Here is an 18,700-nt window from a genome sequence, read left to right as displayed (position 1 = left end):
ACCAGGAGCCATAACAATGATAAAAGCCACCGAGGCTGGCCAGCGTTTTGAGTTAAACAGCCCCACCGCCATGCCACGCGCTGCCGGGTTCCTCTGGAACCCGAAAATGATGATACAGATGAACTGCCGGGGTTTTGCCACTGCACAGTTCATGCAGCCTGAACCGGCCAAGTACATCTATGCGCCGAACCTTGAAGCCAAAACCTTCATGCAGCCCGAGCAACCTTACTACGCTCATCACCCGGGCCGGTTCTTCTACATTAAGGATGAACACAGCGGCGAACTCTTTTCCGCACCCTATGAGCCGGTTCGGGCCACACCGGACCGCTTTGTGTTTTCGGTGGGTCAGAGTGACATTCGCTGGCGCATATTCCATTCCGGTTTAAACATTGAACTGACCCTGAGCCTGACCGAGGACGACGTGGTCGAATTGTGGCAGGTAAAACTGATCAACGAATCCGACCGGACGCGAGCGCTCAGCTTTTACCCTTACACCCCCTTTGGCTATATGAGCTGGATGAATCAGTCAGCCAGCTACCGCGAAGATCTGGGCGGCATCGTTGCGCGGTACGTCACGCCTTATCAGAAAGTAGATGATTATTTCAAACAAAAAGACTTTCAGGAGCTCACCTATTTTCTGCACGACCAGCCGCCATTAAGCTTTGAGACCCAGCGTGAACAGTTTGAAGGCGAAGGTGGGCTACACCGGCCGGATGGCGTGCAGCAGGCAATGCTGTCAAAGGGAGAAGCGCTGTACGAATCACCGGTTGCAGCCCTGCAATACCGGCTTGAACTCGAACCGGGAGGCCAGCAGGAGTACCGCTTTCTGATCGGCCCGGCACGGGATGAGGCGCACATTCGACAGATCCGGGAGCGCTATTTCAGCGCTCCGGATTTCAGCGAGGTTCAATCCCGTTATGCCCGCTATATTGGCCAGGGAGAAGGCGTGCTCCATATCGAAACACCCGATGCCCTGCTGAACGACGTTGTGAACCACTGGCTGCCACGCCAGGTGTTTTATCATGGCGATGTAAACCGGCTGAGCATGGATCCGCAAACCCGGAATTACCTGCAAGATGCATTGGGCATGGTTTACATCAACCCCCGGGTTACCCGTGACGCCCTGGTCTACGCCCTCAGTCAGCAAGAGGCATCCGGTGCGATGCCTGATGGCATTCGCCTCAGCGCCGAGACGGAATTGAAATACATCAACCAGATACCCCATACCGACCATTGTGTCTGGCTACCGATTACGCTGCAGGCCTACTTTGCTGAAACCGGTGATTACGACTTACTGTCACAGCGGGTCAGCGATTGGCAGGGTGACGGCCAAAGCACGGTGTACGACCGAATGACGCAAGCCATGCGCTGGCTGATGCAAACAAGGGATGACCGCGGGCTCAGCTACATCGCCCAGGGCGACTGGTGCGACCCGATGAACATGGTCGGCTACAAGGGCAAGGGCGTGTCTGGCTGGCTGAGTGTGGCGACCTCCTATGCCCTTAAACTCTGGGCGCAGGTGTGCCAGCACCAGGGGGACAGCGAGGTTGCTGAGGAATGCCTTGCTTGCGCCGGTGAAATCGACACAGCCGTAAACCGGCATCTGTGGGACGGCCAGTGGTATGGCCGGGGCATTACCGACGATGGTGTTACTTTCGGCATCAGCGACGATGCCGAGGGGCGCATTTTTCTTAACCCGCAAAGCTGGGCGATCCTGGCCGGTACCTGCTCAGAAGCACAGCAATCGTCAATGATTGCAGCCATTGAAGCCCAGCTGGAAACCCCCTACGGCGTGATGATGTTCGCACCAGCCTACACCGCCATGCGCGATGACGTGGGCCGGGTCACCCAGAAACACCCGGGTTCGGCTGAGAACGGATCGGTTTACAATCACGCAGCGGCTTTCTACGCCTACAGCCTTTATCAGACCGGTGAAACGGATCGTGCCTACCGGCTGATTCGACAGATGATTCCCGGCGATTCCGATATCGACTACCGCCAGCGCGGTCAAATGCCGGTATATATTCCCAACTATTATCGGGGTGCCTATTACCAGTTTCCGCGCACGGCTGGCCGGTCCAGTCAGTTGTTCAACACCGGTACCGTTGCCTGGGTCTATCGAACGTTGATCGAGTCGCTCTTCGGATTAAGAGGCACTCAGGATGGCTTACTGATTCGCCCCGCTCTGCCGACAGAATGGGACGAGGTTAAGGTGGTTCGGCAATTCCGGTGGGCCCGTTTCGGCGTGCGCTATCTAAGGACAGCCAAGTCAGACCAGAAAGGCATTTGGGTAGACGGGCATCGCCTCGAAGGCGATTGTATAACCGACATTCGTCCGGGCAAACTATACCAGGTGAAAGTCGTCTGCTGAGCCTTTCCAATAAATGCGGCGATTCAGCCGCTATAAAACATTGTCACCGAAAGGATCCTGCTATAGACTCGCCAAAGTTACCGGTAACAAAACAGATCGCATAAAATTGTTACCGGTAACATCAGACACCAATAACAACAAACCTCGCAGGAGATACCAATGAACACAGCCGTTAAATTGATCGCAGGGATTGTCTCATCAACCCTCGCTACGGGCGCTTTCGCCGCTGAGTACAATTTCAAATTCCAGTCGTCGGATCCGTCCGGCGTAAAGAACTTCCAGATCAAACAGGAATGGGCCGATCGCGTTGAAGCCATGACCGACGGTCGGGTTTCCATTGAAATCATGCCGGTGGGCAGCGTGGTCAGCCACACTGAAACGCTGGATGCGATTGAAGCTGGCATTCTGAACGGTCACATTTCCGTTACCGAATACTTCTCTGGTAAAGACCCGGCCTTTGGCTTGATTGGCAACACCGTAGGCGCCTGGTCAAACCCGAACCAGTTGATCAGCTATATCTATTACGGTGGTGGCTATGAACTGATGAATGAACTCTACGAGCCGTATGGCGTGAAGTTTGTTGGCGGTGGTGCCACGGGCCTCGAAGCCTTTGTATCGAGCGTACCGCTGGACAGCGTAGCGGATCTGGAGGGTCTGAAACTGCGGGCACCTGAAGGCCTCGTACAGTCAGTATTTGCCGCAGCTGGCGCATCTCCGGTCAATTTGCCTGGCTCCGAAGTGTTCACCGGGCTGAGCAAGGGCGTAATCGACGCTGCTGATTACACCGTTTTTTCAACCAACCACGCGGCAGGTATGCACGAAGTTGCAGCCCACCCGGTCTACCCCGGTTTCCACTCCCTGCCATTGCTGGAAGTGGTCATGAATCTCGATGAGTGGAACGAATTGCCCGCCGACATTCAAACCATTTTCACCACCTCAACGCGTGACTTTGCCTATGACATCAGCACCCAACTGGCGATGGCTGATGTTGATGCCGTCAAAGAAGCCCGCGCGAATCCGGACATCACGATCCACAACTGGTCGGATGAAGAACGCATGAAGTTCCGTGGCATCGCTCGCACCCAGTGGGAAAGATACGCCGAGCAATCACCCAATGCACAGAAGGTGTATGAATCGGTAACGGCTTACCTGGAATCCCAGGGCCTGCTGTAATCTGACCAGTCAATCGGAGCCCGGGGACATGCCCCGGGCCTGGAGTCTCGAAATGCCCGATACCCCTGAAGCCCTTCCTCTTCCCGCAGCAGAACGCGACGAAGACCTCGCGAGTAATGCGCTGGACCGCGGCATCGTCTGGCTCGGTTCGAAGCTCAGCATCCTGTTTGCTGTAGTAGCCATTGTCTCGACTTACGAGATCGTCATGCGCTACGTTTTTGATGACCCCACAACCTGGGTACACGAAACCGCAACATTCATCGGCGCCTCTCTGTTTATTTTTGGCGGTCTCTACGCCTTTGCCTCAGACAAACATGTTCGCGTTGTATTGATTTACGATTCCGTTTCCGAACGCGCCCAATGCTGGTTGCGCATCCTGCATCATCTGCTCGGTCTCGGCTTTTCCGGAATGATGCTTTACGCCGGCTGGACCATGGCTCGCAAGGCCGTCTTTACTCCCTGGGGGGCCCTTCGGCTGGAAACCAGCGGCTCTGCATGGAACCCGCCATTCCCGGCCTATTTGAAAGTATTCATCCTTGTCGCTTTTGCGGTGCTGACGCTGCAATTGGTATTACACCTGATCCGTGATCTGCGCCAGTTGAGGAATGTCTGATGTTTGAATTGTCCTCCATCGGCATTGGCTACGGCAGCCTGCTGATGCTCTCTTTAATGATCCTGCTGCTGTTAACCGGTATGCAGTTGGCTTTTGCCACCGGATTCGTTGCGCTGATTTTCGCACTTGGCTGGTTTGGCCCGCCGGCACTCGGCATTGTGACCAGCCGCATGTACAGCTTTATTGGCAGCTACGTATTCCTGGCGGTCCCCATGTTCGTGTTAATGGCGGCGTTGCTGGATCATTCCGGCATCGCCCGCGACTTGTTCGACGCTATGAACCGTCTTGGACGCAAACTGCGCGGCGGTGTTGCCGTACAAACTCTGGTCGTCGCGATGATTCTGGCCTCCATGTCAGGCGTGATCGGTGGCGAAACCGTTTTGCTCGGCATACTGGCACTGCCACAAATGCTGCGTTTGGGTTACGACCGAAATCTGGCCATTGGCACCACCTGTGCCGGCGGTGCGCTGGGTACCATGTTGCCACCGAGCATCGTATTGATTATTTATGGCCTGACCGCCAACGTATCAATTGGCGATCTGTTCAAGGGTGCTTTTCTGCCCGCCTTTATTCTGGCCATGTTGTACATCGCTTACGTACTGATTCGCGTCCGCCTGAATCCGTCACTGGCACCCCTGCCAGCTGAGCAGGAAGCAGAGGAAGCCCCAGCCCCGAACTTTGTTAAAGCCCTACTGTTTCCGATTCTCTCGGTCGTGACTGTGCTGGGCAGCATTTACAGTGGCATCGCTTCCGTTACCGAAGCGTCGGCACTCGGTGCAGTCGGCATAGCTATCAGCACTTTGATCCGCGGCGAACTGACCTTCGACATGGTGCGCAAGGCCACCATGACCACACTGCGTACCTGCGGCATGATCATCTGGATTGGCATCGGCGCGACGGCACTGGTCGGGGTATACAACCTGATGGGCGGCATCGAATTCGTTCGAGACTCCATCTTCGCCGTCAGCGGCGGCCATGGGCTGACCACCATTTTGTTCATGATGGTCATTTTACTGGTGCTGGGCATGTTCCTCGACTGGGTAGGTGTGGCACTGCTAACCATGCCAATCTTTGTGCCCATCATCATCGAACTGGGCTATAGCCCGATCTGGTTTGGCGTGGTCTTCTGCATGAACATGCAGGTGTCGTTTCTCTCTCCACCCTTTGGCCCGGCTGCCTTTTACCTCAAGTCAGTTGCGCCCAAAGGCATTACCCTGGGCCATATTTTTACCTCACTGATGCCCTTCATCGGCTTACAACTGATTGCACTGGCATTGCTCATCGCCTTTCCTCAACTGGCATTGTGGTGGGAATAATATGATCGGAGACAACGGATTGAACACCCCCTGCATTATCGTGATGGGCGTATCGGGCAGCGGCAAAAGCCTGGTGGGTTCGCGACTCGCAGAGGCGCTTGCCCTGCCTTTTTTCGACGCCGATGATTTCCACAGCCAGGCTAACATCGAAAAAATGAGCAGCGGTATCCCGCTATCCGATGCCGACCGAGCCGACTGGCTCAATGACCTGGCCGCGTTAATTCAGCGTCAGTCCGGTCTGGTGCTCGCTTGTTCGGCGCTGAAGATCGATTATCGCGACCGTTTGAGACGCGCTACCTCTGACATGACGTTCGTTTACCTCAAAGGCGACATCGATACTATCTGGTCTCGTCATTCACAGCGCGAAGATCACTACTTCTCCGGAAGAAGGATGCTGGAAAGTCAGTTCGTGCAGCTGGAGGCTCCCTCGGCAGCCGAAGCCCTGATAATTGACATCGCCCAATCAGCAGAGGCGGTAATAGACGATTGTTTGAGCAAGTTACAGGCTCGCCATGAACGGCTCTAGTCGCCACACCAGGCCAATCAATAAACAAGATTCCGACCAGTTACTTTGTGTGTTTTGACCGATTCGACTGGAATGAAACAGCAGGTGACGCCAACCGCTGAGCTACATGGATGTAACTCGCACACAGGCAGGGCGCTTTTTCGAATCCTATTAGATGGTTCCGCCAGCTTCTATTCGATACCCGAGATCAATGATCGGTTCTTCAAACAGCCGCCCCTGAATACGGTTCATCAATTCGTACGCAGCCCTTTCGCCCACGGACTCCCGGGGGGTTATGACACTGGCGAGACGGGGTGACATTACCTGACCGACGTCGTGTCCGTGAAAGCCGGCTATCGCCATCTGCTCCGGTACTTTTACGCCACGCTTCATGCACTCGAAATAGGCGCCCACGGCAACATCGTCGTTGGTGCAAAAGATGCCGTCCGTTTCCGGATACTCCTCCAGTACACTGGCCATGAGACTGGCACCGACACTGTATGAGGACCGGGACGTAATGCGCAGTGTCTGAGGTGTCAGGCCATGTTCGGCCATTGCACGCTGGTAACCTTCCTGGCGTTGCAGCGTGCGGGCATCAAGCCGAACCGCCAGATACAAAACCTGTCGACGGCCACGTCGAATCATCTCACAGACCATGTCGTAGGACGCTGCAACATTATCGAAGCCAACCGCCTGCTGAAAGGGACGAGTTCGCGAATCCATAATCTCTACTGCAGGAATACCTGCCGTGTCGAGCATACGGATGGTACGCTGGGTATGCTGACTTTCCGACAATATCACCCCGTCAACGTTGTAGGACAACAAGGAGGCAAGACTGCGCTCTTCGGTTTCAATGCTGTACCCATAATGGGACATCATCAGGTGATAGCCGGCCGGTTCCGTGACTTTTTCAATACCCATGATCACGTCAGCAAACACCTGATTGGTTAATGACGGCAACAATACACCAATGGCTCGACTGGTTGATCTGGAGAGCATGTCGGGGCCGCGATTGGGGATATATCCCAGCTCTTCTGCAGCCGCAAAAATGCGTTGTCGCAAGTTCTCCGACACCGCATCCGGAGTACGCAAACAGCGACTCACCGTCATTTTAGTGGCGCCTACCCGGTCAGCAATATCCTGTAATGTTGGTCGTCTGTGTTTCACAAAATCAGTTAATCCATACCCGTAAAGACCAATATGATACACCTAATCGAGACATATGCAGGCGCGGAATCTACATCACCGGCGTCCCAGTCAGGTAAATAAAGGCAATCCCCCAGACCCGTCCTACGAACCCCCATGTCAAGCCTATAGCGAGCGCGCTGCACAGTACCTGCTGGTGCGCATTCAGGGCCGTCCCGGCAGCTGAAGCCGCCCTTAATCTGAGTTATCGAATTGAGACTGACGGAACAGTGTCACCAAGCTGGCAATCACCATTCGGCCACAACCTCCACAAGCGGGGTACCAGGTAACGAACGATACTAATACAGAATGAAACCAAGCTGCCGGGCTTTCAGGACGGCCTGCGTTCGGTTATCGCATTTGAACAGCCCCAGAATGTCAGAGACATATTCCCGTACTGTGGTAGGAGCAATGTTAAGTCTGGCTGCGATCTCCTTGTTGGGGAGCCCCTGGGCCAGTAATTCGAGGGTATCTATCTGGCGAGGTGACAATGCTACGACGTCGTCGTTGTCGCGACCACTGAGAATAACAACTTCGCCTTCCATGACATCTCTGAGCGCCCGAACCATCATCGCGCGCGAACTGGTTTTTGCGATAAATCCATCTGCTCCGAGCTGCAGCATCTGCTGAATGCTGGCCTGGTAATCAACCGTAGACACCACCACCAGCGGAAGTGCCGGATAACGGGCTTTGATCTCTTTCAGCCCATTTAGGCCACTGGTGCCTGGAATATGAATATCAAACAACACCAGCGCTACATCTGAATGTGCGTCGAGCAAGGATAACGTCGTGGGAAAATCACCCGATTCAATCACCTGAACGCCCGGAAATGCCTCCAACACCAGAGTACCCAGCGCATCCCGATACAGCTCGTGATCTTCAGTAATCACTATTTTCACGGTCATAATCTCGACTCTTGTGGTCGCATTACTGCGAATAAAACTGTAGCCATGAGGTCAAGCTTCACTGGGCAGCGACTGCTTGCGGTGCCTGAGACTGACGCTTTCGTGCAGCGAAGTTCAATAGGGCGCGCAACTGAGCGGGCATCACCGGCGCCGACAAGGCAACCCAGTGCTCGGGCAACGTGAACCCGGGTTTGCAAATACAGGCGGCCACGCAGCCTTGTGTCAGAACGTCGGCGCGATCAGATAACAGAGCGATGTCTCGCTGATTGGCGTCGTCGCACATCACGATATCCACCGGCACTCGAGACTGCAGCACCTCGTCCGCCGAGTTGAAAATCAATACCGAACAATTCCATTGTTTCAGCCGATCCCACACGGGATCTCTCAGACCGGTATTCCCCAGCACCAGTGCCACGACAAACTTACTGGTTCTCGTTGATGATGTTTCGGGATCTCTGCGCAGAGCCGTTTCTTCCACCAGCGGAGCATGGATCGCGAAACAGCTGCCTTCACCGGGCACTGACGTTAACGACACCGGGTGATCCAGCAACTGGGAGATATGCCTGACGATCGACAAACCAATACCAGAGCCGCTGGTTGTATCCGGAGCTTCCAGTGAACGGTGATAAATATCGAAAATGGCTTCCTGGTCCTCACTGGCAATACCGCAGCCGGTGTCGATAACTTCGATGACCACCTGATTGTCCACACTACGGCAAACCACCCTCACCTTGCCCGCGTCGGTGTACTTGATGGCATTGGAAATGAGGTTACGCAGCATGCGCTCCAGTAAGACCGGATCACTGCGCACCTGCAACGATTCGGCTTCGACGCTCAGCTCAAGACGCCTGGACATGGCCAACCCCAGATACTCACCCCGCAACTTTGAAAACAGACGTTCCAGTGACACGATTTCAAGGCCTGGCCTGATCACACCGGACTCCAGCTTGGTCAGATCCATGATGGCGCTGAAGGATTCATTCATCTGGCGATGGGTTTCTTTGAGCCGTACAAACAGGTCGTTGCCAGCCTGGCCATGAACATGGGGTTTCAAACATTCCATGTAGACATTCATCGAATGCAAAGGCTGACTGAGATCGTGACTGCTATGCGCAATAAAGCGCGATTTGGCCTGACTGATCTGTTCCATGCGGTGCTTTTCTTCATTCAGCGCTTTGACGCGCAAAACGATGGCGGCAATGTGCAGGACCATGTGCAAAATCTGAATATACAGAACATGGATCATCTTGTAGGAAACGCCGATTTCCTCAACGGCTCCCCGGGGGGCATTGACGACCCAGATCACCTGTACCATCGACAAAACCATGGGTAACCAGCCCAGAATGTACATCCAGTAGTAACGCCCCTGAGATCGAACCCTGGAGATTCCCGACCCCAGAATAACCAGCGAGACCAACAAATAATTCAGGGAATAGACAAGTACATTGGCATTGAACGATAGCTGCGTACCGGCGAGCCCAACAAGCATGGTGGCCAAAATGGCGTAATAGAACAGCGAATACCATCGCCCTGACCGTCGGTTGATCTGCAGGAAACTGGCGGCAAAGGCGGTCATCGTCAGTAACGAAAACGTAACCAGCAACCAGAAAAATGCCGTTTTCTCGTAACTGGCCTGCCCCAAAATGGCTGGTAGGCTGCTATGTTCCAGGTAATAGCACAGCATCACCAGAGAAGAGGCGGCACCCCAGAAAAACGTTTTATCAGACGTCAAAGCCCAGGCAACAAAACCCAGTAGTATAATGCCCAGCATGATCCCGATGGCCAGCTTGAACGCAAAATCCATCTGCATTTGCCAGGATTGATAAAAGTCTGTGCTCATCAGGCCGATGTAGGGTTTCCAGGTAACATGATTTGCGGACAACTCAACCACGATTTGATATGACATACCCGGTTCAAGCGTGACTTTGGCCGCACGCCCGATGGCATTGATTTCCGTGGCTCCGGAAGCCACCGTGTTATCGATGGTATGAATGGTCTGACCATCCCAGTCCCTGATCAGGATGCGTGGTTGCTGAAAGCCGAAATTACTGATGTGCACGTACCAGTCCCGGGTCTCAGTCTGATTAATAACGCGCGCAGACAGCCAGTATCGATTGTGCTGTCTGAAATTCGCGGTCAGACCGGCCCCCTGCTCACCTTTGAACTCGTGGGGTGCGTCTTCCAGCTTCTGCCCAATTGGAGCAGGCATAAAACCGGTCGAGTGAGAGTTACTGGCAAGTGCGTAGCGAACATCCGTGCGGTCGAGGTCCAGCATCGACAGGTCGACATTCAAGTGTGAAGAAGCCGAGGGACGCTCAGCCTGAACCGGGTAAGCCAGAAAGAGAACGAGGCAGACAAGCCCGCCGAATTTAACCAGCCCGCTGTGGGGTAAGAATGTCCTCAGGCCAAACGCAAGCAGATTCATAGCGGTGAAAGATCCCTCTGACCAGAGCCAAATCGATAAATTACCGACTCAGGTAAGGTGAGCAACGGGCAAAATGACCCGATTTTACGATGCTGTCAATATGAAGCGACTGATTTTAGCCCGGGAAGTATAACCCCCGTCGGGCTACTTCTGCGCCCTGGTGTCAAAAAACGCGCACAGTGTAATCCTGTATGACCCAGGCGCTCACCCGACATCTGTAGGGTATTCAGCTTTCAAGCCCAGTAGACCCAGCCCATTTCCTGTTCGCACAAAAAAGCCCAAACCGCATTGTTCGGGCTGTGTGATGTTTTGTAGCGGGAATAACTATCTGCCACTGTTACCGGGCATTAAAAAAGCCCGAACATTACTGTCCGGGCTTTTAAATAGGGTTGCGGGGCCGGGCTTTAACCGGCCGGTGCTCCGGCTACCATCTTCGGAACATGAGCCCGACGAGCCAACCTGGCACCACGTTTCAATCACCCATTAAAAAAGCCCGAACATTGCTGTCCGGGCTTTTTTGTTTTTGGTAGCGGGGGCAGGATTTGAACCTACGACCTTCGGGTTATGAGCCCGACGAGCTACCAGACTGCTCCACCCCGCAATAACCTGTTTAGAGAGTGCTTCTGATCGAAGTATTTACAGAAGCCATTATCCGTTTCTGGTTCGGATGCTGTGCTTTGCTGACCGTTTGGTCATCGCCTCTCAACGGGGACGCATATTAATGACGACCCCGGTAGCTGTCAACTAACTTTATGATTTTTTTCAGTTTTTTCTGTCAGTCCGACGTCATCCAGGCTTGTCGGGCCTGCTTCAACCGACTCATCAGTGCATCGAATTGGGCTTCATCGCTGGCGGGGGTGGCAAGCCATGCGACAACGGCCTGATCAATGTCATTCTGATCCACTTGCTGGCCCAAACCATCCGTCAGACGCTGTACTTGCAGTTCCATGCGCAAGGCTTTGTCGGCCTCTGGTGTCTCAGCCCCGGTCAGGATTTCCAGTTCAACGGTTTTACGGCGCAAAGCGTTATCATCGGCATCGGGTAACTGCCAATTCGGCAGCGAGGACAGCAATCCGGTAGCCGGAGCCGGTATCTTGTTCAAGGCCTGCCACTCAGTCGCCGCCGCTTCCGCTGAATCACAATCGAACCGGGCCTGACGATTCCAGTCAAACAGGGCTTGCCAGTGCTGATCCTGCTGTTGAACTTTGATGGCTTTGCACCGGGCCTGGAAATCCCGGTTCAGGCGGTCAAGCCGGTCCTGCAGCTTTTTATAATCGGCTTTAGGCAACGTACCGAGAGCGCTGTACTGGTCTTTAAGGTCATCAAACCGGCCTTTGGATGCCAGCGGGTCCGCGTCGGCCAGAATGGCTTCCATATCCGCCAGTATAACGTCAGCCTGTGCCTTATGGGCGTTCAGGTCTGCCTTAAAGGCATCCGCCGCTGCTTCGCGACGGGCAAAGAGCTCATCGCATATCGCCCGGAACGACTTCCACAACGCCTGTTCGTCGCGCCGTGCCAGATGCCCGGCCTGTTGCCAGTCGCGCTGCAGTTGCTTGGCTTTTTCGGTAGCCTGGCGCGAATCGGGTTCATCCAGCAAGGCTTGTGCCTGCTCGATGATGGCCAGCTTGGCCTCACGAAAGACCTGCTGTTCGCCCTGCAACCGATCACGTAAGCGTTGAAACACGGCGTCGAACTGGGCTTGCACCGCCTTGTTGGCCGCCCGGTCTACCGGTGAGAACCGGCGCCAGTCGTTCCGGGCCAGTGTCAGCACCCGGTCCAGCTCTTTCAGATCCAGGCCCTTACTGTCGATCAACTGCTCATACTGACCCAATTGTTCGGCCAGCGCCTGGCGCTGACGCAAGTTCAGTGCACGTAGCTTGCCCTGCTCTTCAAAAAACGCCTTGCAGGGTTCATAGGCCTCCTGAGCCAGATCGTGAAAGGTCTCCCACAGAGCCTGGTGCTGGTTCTGCAGGCCCCGGCTCAACATGCGCCATTCATCCTGCATGTCGCGAATTTGCCGGGCGCGGTCTTCTGGCGGTAACGACTGGTCGAGCAAGTGACGCATGCGTTCTATCAGGGCTTCTTTTTTGGGCAGTACCGCAAAACTCTGCCAGTCGCGCAATTTCTCGACAGCTTGTTCAGTCTCTTCAAACTGGCGGAAGAGCCCATGATGTTCTTCGGGTTTTAGATCAACCACCGCATCGCGGACGCCTTGCAACAGACCCGAAGCCCGCTTCAGGTGGCCATCGTTGATCGCCCCCTGGCAACGGCGGATCAGCCCGCGTGCCTGACGAACGGCCTGGATGCTCTGTTTTCTATGCTCGGCCAGCTGGTCGTGATGGACTCGAACCACCTGTTCAACCCTGCCTTTCAGGGCAGGTTCCGGTTCACCTTCCGGCCAATCCAGACTGTGCAGCCATTCATCCAACGCGTGGGCCGCAGCATCATGACCAGCCGGATCGGCCTCAATGGCAGGCAACAGGTCAGCCAGCGGACCGTAACGCTCAATCAGTAGAACCAGTGCGTTCAACGACGTTTCATAGGTGGTGCAGAGCTGATGAAAGGCTCGTTCCTCTTCGCGACTGGCGCGTTGCGACTGCTCGGTCTGGCGCCACTGATGTTGTTGCTCTGTCAGATACAGCAAGGCATCGCGCACCTGAGCCTGGTCTGGGTCTGCCTGGTCGAGCCGGTCTTTCAGGTCATGCCACAGATCTTGAATCAATTGGGTGCGACGCGGGTCTTTTTCGGTGCTTTCGACATCCGGGGCTGCGTCGTCTTCAGTCTCCTCAGGGCTAATACCCTCTGAACCTGCATCATCCGGCTCAGTTGCCGGTATGGCAGTGTCCGCCTCCGGTTCGGAGCTGGCGCCATCAGACTCCACCGGAAGCCGGGCCTGAGCGTCGCTGATGGCCTGGTGCCAGCGCTCATTCAGCGCCTCGTCGGCATAGGGGCTATTGGCAGACCATTGTTCCTGAAGCGCGCGCAACTTGCCGCTATATAGAGGATCGACCGGGGCTTTGGCATGACGCTCGAGCTGCTCAACCAGTCGACGGGTGTGATCGAATTTGGAATGCAACGCCTGTTGCTCGTTCTTGTGCACATCCAGCCGGGTTTTTACCAGTCGATACACGGTTTTATCGCGGCCTTTGGCATGCTTCAGCAGTTGTTCCAGTGCATCGATGTCACTGACCAGCCCGGCGGCGGCGGTTCGAACCCGTGCCGAAAAACCGTGACGAGCCACCTCGACGCAGAGATCATCACTGACATCCGACACCGGTGTATCCGCATGCAGGCTCAGCGCCAGTTGTTCGGCTGCAGGCACTTGCTGACGTTGCTCTGCAGTCAATTTACCCTCATCCAGCGACCTGGCCAGCTCAACCATGGCCTCCCTGCGCTGTTTCGGGTCGTCTGCCCGGGCCTGTAACAGCCACTGATCAATGCCAGGCTTGACGGTTTCGGCTCGGGTATTCCCGGGTGATTTCGCAGTGGGTTTTGCGGCCTTGGATTTTTTGCCAAAGAATTTGCTGAGCACCATGTAACGATCTCCCTGATTGCCATTGAGCCAGGCCGGGAACGCGTGTTCACCGTGCCGGAAACGCCCATCGATGATAGGCTGTGCGAAATTGGCGCCGTGTTTAGGCGCCCGTGCAGATCACCGCAGCCAGCCTGTTTGTAAGGGCTGACGCTACAGTGTAAACCCATGCAGGAGCGAGCACTACTGCACCGACAGGACACCGGAATCCATGCCCAAACCCACTTCAACAGCGCCCCGGCAATTTCTGTGGTACGACTATGAAACCTGGGGCATTCACCCGGCCCGGGATGGTATTGCCCAGTTTGCCGCAGTCATCACCGATGCCGACCTGAACATCATCGGCGAGCCGATGGACTGGAAATGCAAGCCATTACCCGATGCCGTCATCGACCCGTCAGCGGTTATGATTACGGGTCTTACACCGGGCCTGTGCCAACAGGAAGGGCTGAGCGAATGGGAACTGGCCAGTCGCATTAACGCCGTTATGTCAGAGCCCGGTACCTGCACCGTGGGCTACAACAGCCTTCGCTTTGACGACGAGTTCACCCGGTTCCTGTTTTACCGCAACCTGCTCGACCCCTACAGCCGTGAATGGCGTAACCAGAACAGCCGCTGGGACCTGCTCGACGTAGTACGCCTGACGTATGCACTGCGCCCGGAGGGCATCGAATGGCCCAGGCATGACAATGGCGACCCCTCGTTCAAGCTAGAACAGCTAACGGCCGCCAATGGCATCGAACACGCAAAAGCGCACGACGCCGTCAGCGACGTCCTGGCTACCATCGCCCTGGCCCGAGTGATTCGAGACCGACAGCCGAAGTTGTTCGACTATGCCTTGTCGTTGCGGTTCAAACATGAAGTGCGCCGGCAGTTACCGCTGGAATCACGCCAGCCCATGTTGCATGTCAGTGGCAAGATTCCGGCCCGGCAAGGCTGTCTGACGGTCGAGGTGCCTCTAATGGAGCACCCGGATCGTCGCAACGAAATCATCGTGCTCGATCTAATGCAGGACCCAAGCTGGCTGTTGGATCATAACGCCGATGAAGTTCGCGACTGGCTCTATACGCCCACTGACTCATTACCTGAGGGCATTGTCAGACCACCCTTAAGAACACTGCACTTAAACCGATGCCCAATGATCGCCCCTTATCGCATGCTGGACGAAGCCACCTGCGAACGGTTCGATATTGACCCGGCCCGCATTGCGCAACACCTGGCCATCCTGGATCGCTGGCACGACCTGGTATCGCTGGCGCGCGAGGTGTTCAAAACCACAGACCGCCCTGCCCCGGCCGACCCTCAGCAGGCGCTTTACCAGGGGTTCATCGGTGATCACGATCGCGGCATTCTGAACCAGATTCGGCGTAAAGACCGCCACCCGGAAACCTGGCCAGGCTTGGCCGATGGCCTGCAAGACGACCGCCAGCAAGCCCTGGTGTTTCTGGCCCGCGCCCGGCATTTTCCCGACAGCCTCAGCGCCGCTGAACAATCACACTGGCACGACCAGGTACGCACCCATCTGACTGACCCGGACTGGGGCAGCACCCTGACACTTAATGATGCCATAGCGGCAACAGAGCAATTGATGACAGAACACCCTGACCGGGACGACTTGCCGGAAGTGCGAACCTGGCTGCAACAACTGGACGAGCACTGGCTACAAGGCCCGACCGCACCAGTGCCTGAAGCAACCAAAGACACAGATAAAAAGGCGCCTGCCCAGGCACCCGCTGAAGACACTGATAATAAAGACAATGACTCTCCTTCTGATGACGGGCCGCAGCTAGGGTTGTTCTGAAACCGACCTCAGGGATAAACAATTACATTCAAAAACCGGGCAGGTTTGTCCGCAGAGTCATTGCGGTAGGCATGTGACTGATCGGCCCGAAAGCGATGAGCTTCGCCCGTTCGAAGTCGGTGCCACTGATCGTCACTGAAGACCGACAGCGCACCAGACTGGACAAGGATGCACTCGATAACGCCGGCCCGGTGAGCGTCTGACTCGCGCAGCCCGCCGGGTTCTATCTCGACGTCCAGCAACTCGGTATGCAGATCTGCCGCAAAAGGCAGGATCGTTTTTACCGCCAATGCGCTGTCTTCCGGCGTTACCCGGGGTACCGAATCAACAGCGGCCTCGTCTTTGCTCAGCCCCGTCTCAACAGGCTCTATCAAGGTTGAAAAGCCAACTTCATAACCCTTGGCCAAACGCCAGAGTGTGGTCAGCGTTGGGCTGGACTCCCCCCGCTCGATCTGCCCCAGCATGGCCTTGCTGACCCCGGTTTCCGTCGCGGCCCTATCCAGACTCCAGCGCCGCTGGGCGCGCAGTGTTTTCAGCCTGGCGGCAAACTGTTGCTGAATGTCCGACATGGTGACTTCTCCTGATCAACAAAGGCTTGTGCGCTATAGCGCACACTGCTAGTCTGCGCGCATTGTACGTTATAACGCACAGCCGTAAAACCACAGGAGAACTGGCCATGCGCACCCCGCTTTGGCGTCAATTCTGGCAGGATCTGTCACTCAGCAGCGTCAGTGCGGGGGTTGTTGCTGTACTCGTTGGTTTCAGCAGCTCAGCCGTGCTGATCTTTCAGGCCGCTGAAGCAGCGGGTACCACCCCCACCCAGGCCAGCTCCTGGCTATGGGCGCTGGGGCTTGGCATGGGTATCACCTCGATGGGCTTGTCACTGCAACACCGGCTGCCGCTGGTAACCGCCTGGTCAACGCCGGGCGCCGCTGTATTAATTGTCAGTCTCTCGGGTTTTTCACTGGCTGAGGCGATCGGTGCTTTTATTCTGACCGGGGCCTTGATAACGCTGGCCGGTTTTACAGGACAGGCCGAAAAACTGACTCAAAAGCTGAGCCCGGCCCTGGCCAGTGCCATGCTGGCTGGCGTGCTGTTTCCTTTTGGCCTGAATGCCGCGTCCTCTCTGACCGAGGCACCGGTTTTGGCCGGAACCATGGCAATCGTGTATTTTCTGGCACGGCTGTGGATCCCGCGCTACGCGGTATTGCTGGTAGCGCTGGTCGGTTTGATGCTGGCACTGGCGTTGAATCAGGTCGCCGACAATGCCTGGGCCTGGTCGTGGACCAAACCCGTGCTGCAGTGGCCAGAATTCACCTGGCAAGCCGCCTTCAGCCTGACCCTGCCGCTGTTTATCGTCACCATGGCTTCGCAAAACCTGCCCGGCATCGCGACGCTGACCGCTGCCGGCTACCGATCCCCCACCTCGTCGGTATTAAAATGGACCGGGCTGACAACCCTGGGCCTGGCGCCTTTCGGCGCATTTGCCTTGAACCTTGCCGCCATCACCGCCGCCATCTGCATGACGTCAGATGCCCACCCGGACCCCAAAAAGCGCTACACCGCTGCGGTATCTGCTGGCGTTACCTACGCCATACTGGGTTTGCTGGCTGCTTCGGTTATCGGGTTATTCAGGGCCTTGCCGGGAGCTTACATCATGACGCTGGCGGGCCTGGCGCTGCTGCCAACCATTGCCAACAGCCTGGTCATTGCCTTGCAGGATGAGCAAGAACGCGAAGCCAGCCTGGTGACCTTCCTGGTCACCGTGGCCAATGTCACTCTATTCGGAATCGGAGGGGCCTTCTGGGGGCTGGTGTTTGGTTACCTGGTGCGGGATCGTCGCTACCTGGTCTTGCTTATTCAGCGCCTGACTTGGCGGCGAAAAAAGCACTGACTGCCTGGCGAAACTCGTCACTCTTCAATTGCGCCTGAAAGTGGCGGGCCTCATCGTCAATGGTATTCAGCGTAATGCTCATAAAATGCTGCTTCATCAGCTTTTTGGTCAGTTCAATTGCCTTGGGCGGTTGCGCGGCCAGCAGTTGCGCCTGCTGGTGAGCGGCTTGCAGGTAATTTTCATCGCCAAAAACAGCATTGACCAGACCGGCTTCAAGCGCCTCCTGCGGACCAAAGCTCTTGCCCAGCATCAGCCACTCGGCCGCTTTGACATGCCCTACTTTTAACGGCAACAGAAAAGAAGAGGCAAACTCCGGCACCAGGCCCAAACTGACAAACGGCAACTGGAACACTGCACTGTCGCCGCTGTACACCAGATCACAATGCAGCAACAAGGTGGTGCCAATACCGACGGCAGGCCCGTTGACCGCCGCAACAATGGGTTTGGGAAAATCAGCCATGGTGCGCAGAAAACGCAGCACCGGGGCATCATCATCTTCCATCGGGTGTTCCATGAAGTCTTTCAGATCGTTGCCCGCCGTAAAGCAGAACTTCTGACCCGACAACAATACTACCCGAGCCTCCGGGTTGTGCTTGGCTTCATCGAGTATGGACTTCAACTCGATGTACATAGCCTCGGTCAGCGCATTGCGTTTCTCGGGGCGGTTCAATGTCAGTTCCAGAACGCCGTTATGCACCCGCTGTATAATTTCGCTCATGGGAGCTCCTGTTGGTATCAGATACCCTACAATTTAAACAAGCGTTTGAATTTTGCAAGTGCCGTTGGTCAGTCACCTTAATTAACAGGGTGCCTATGGTCCGCAGTGGCAACCGGGGGTGCCTCTGCGGGGTCGGCGTGAATCCGTCCATGGAGCCTAGACTGCAGCATCCCTGCTGCAGACTCCCCGCAGAGGCACCCCCGGCAGCCACCGCTTACTATGTGCTAACCCTTCAGCTCAAAAATTAAGCTAATGCTTTTGT

The 18,700-nt window shown here is 55.7% G+C and carries 13 protein-coding genes and 1 tRNA gene; 7 read left to right on the top strand and 7 right to left on the bottom strand.

From position 1 onward, the window contains the following. Positions 1 to 16: 16 nt before the first annotated feature. From ACHUE7_RS13545 to ACHUE7_RS13525, 5 genes are all read left to right on the top strand, one after another. Positions 17 to 2,371, top strand: coding sequence for a GH36-type glycosyl hydrolase domain-containing protein (locus ACHUE7_RS13545; RefSeq protein WP_394170444.1), 2,355 nt, complete (start codon positions 17 to 19; stop codon positions 2,369 to 2,371). A 159-nt stretch (positions 2,372 to 2,530) separates the two neighbouring features. Continuing rightward, a complete protein-coding gene (locus tag ACHUE7_RS13540) occupies positions 2,531 to 3,544 on the top strand; it encodes a TRAP transporter substrate-binding protein (RefSeq protein ID WP_394170443.1) in 1,014 nt (337 codons plus the stop codon). Positions 3,545 to 3,596: 52 nt separating this feature from the next. Continuing rightward, positions 3,597 to 4,157: a TRAP transporter small permease subunit gene (locus tag ACHUE7_RS13535; protein WP_394170442.1), complete on the top strand. Its 561-nt coding sequence runs from the start codon at positions 3,597 to 3,599 to the stop codon at positions 4,155 to 4,157. Continuing rightward, positions 4,157 to 5,473 (top strand): TRAP transporter large permease, encoded by a 1,317-nt coding sequence (locus ACHUE7_RS13530; RefSeq protein ID WP_394170441.1) that lies wholly within the window; start codon positions 4,157 to 4,159, stop codon positions 5,471 to 5,473. Before ACHUE7_RS13535 ends, ACHUE7_RS13530 begins: the two co-directional genes overlap by 1 nt. 19 nt (positions 5,474 to 5,492) lie before the next feature. Continuing rightward, entirely contained in the window at positions 5,493 to 5,999 is a 507-nt protein-coding gene (locus ACHUE7_RS13525) for a gluconokinase (protein ID WP_394170440.1), read from the top strand. A gap of 150 nt (positions 6,000 to 6,149) precedes the next feature. Here ACHUE7_RS13525 and gntR read toward each other — a convergent pair whose 3' ends face one another. The 5 genes from gntR to ACHUE7_RS13500 form a co-directional block, all read right to left on the bottom strand. Beyond that, complete coding sequence (gene gntR / locus ACHUE7_RS13520) at positions 6,150 to 7,145, bottom strand: gluconate operon transcriptional repressor GntR (protein WP_394170439.1); 996 nt, start codon at positions 7,143 to 7,145, stop codon at positions 6,150 to 6,152. A gap of 317 nt (positions 7,146 to 7,462) precedes the next feature. After that, the gene (locus ACHUE7_RS13515) at positions 7,463 to 8,068 is read right to left on the bottom strand and encodes a response regulator transcription factor (protein WP_394170438.1); all 606 of its coding nucleotides are present in this window, start codon (positions 8,066 to 8,068) and stop codon (positions 7,463 to 7,465) included. Between the two features lie 58 nt (positions 8,069 to 8,126). After that, positions 8,127 to 10,493, bottom strand: coding sequence for a sensor histidine kinase (locus tag ACHUE7_RS13510; RefSeq protein WP_394170437.1), 2,367 nt, complete (start codon positions 10,491 to 10,493; stop codon positions 8,127 to 8,129). Positions 10,494 to 11,017: 524 nt separating this feature from the next. Next, positions 11,018 to 11,094: transfer RNA gene (locus ACHUE7_RS13505), tRNA-Met, on the bottom strand. 174 nt (positions 11,095 to 11,268) lie between these two features. Next, positions 11,269 to 14,028 carry a DUF349 domain-containing protein gene (locus tag ACHUE7_RS13500; RefSeq protein ID WP_394170436.1) on the bottom strand — a complete coding sequence of 920 codons (2,760 nt, stop codon included), beginning with the start codon at positions 14,026 to 14,028 and terminating at the stop codon, positions 11,269 to 11,271. 208 nt (positions 14,029 to 14,236) lie between these two features. Between ACHUE7_RS13500 and sbcB the strand changes: the two genes are divergently transcribed. Then, positions 14,237 to 15,826 carry an exodeoxyribonuclease I gene (gene sbcB, locus ACHUE7_RS13495; protein WP_394170435.1) on the top strand — a complete coding sequence of 530 codons (1,590 nt, stop codon included), beginning with the start codon at positions 14,237 to 14,239 and terminating at the stop codon, positions 15,824 to 15,826. Between the two features lie 8 nt (positions 15,827 to 15,834). Here the strand turns inward: sbcB and ACHUE7_RS13490 are convergent, their stop codons facing one another. Next, positions 15,835 to 16,395 carry a helix-turn-helix domain-containing protein gene (locus ACHUE7_RS13490; protein WP_394170434.1) on the bottom strand — a complete coding sequence of 187 codons (561 nt, stop codon included), beginning with the start codon at positions 16,393 to 16,395 and terminating at the stop codon, positions 15,835 to 15,837. 107 nt (positions 16,396 to 16,502) lie between these two features. Here ACHUE7_RS13490 and ACHUE7_RS13485 point away from each other — a divergent pair, with 107 nt between their 5' ends. Further along, positions 16,503 to 17,720 carry a benzoate/H(+) symporter BenE family transporter gene (locus ACHUE7_RS13485; RefSeq protein WP_394170433.1) on the top strand — a complete coding sequence of 406 codons (1,218 nt, stop codon included), beginning with the start codon at positions 16,503 to 16,505 and terminating at the stop codon, positions 17,718 to 17,720. Here the strand turns inward: ACHUE7_RS13485 and ACHUE7_RS13480 are convergent. After that, positions 17,683 to 18,438 carry an enoyl-CoA hydratase gene (locus tag ACHUE7_RS13480; protein ID WP_127555736.1) on the bottom strand — a complete coding sequence of 252 codons (756 nt, stop codon included), beginning with the start codon at positions 18,436 to 18,438 and terminating at the stop codon, positions 17,683 to 17,685. The two genes, ACHUE7_RS13485 and ACHUE7_RS13480, sit on opposite strands and share 38 nt — an antisense overlap. Positions 18,439 to 18,700 lie beyond the last annotated feature (262 nt).

The sequence above is a fragment of the Saccharospirillum alexandrii genome (genome assembly GCF_043641555.1).
GTDB classification, from domain to species: domain Bacteria; phylum Pseudomonadota; class Gammaproteobacteria; order Pseudomonadales; family Natronospirillaceae; genus Saccharospirillum; species Saccharospirillum alexandrii_A.
The sequence above is the reverse complement of the archived record's forward strand: the minus strand, read 5'-3'. Positions and strand labels throughout refer to the sequence as shown.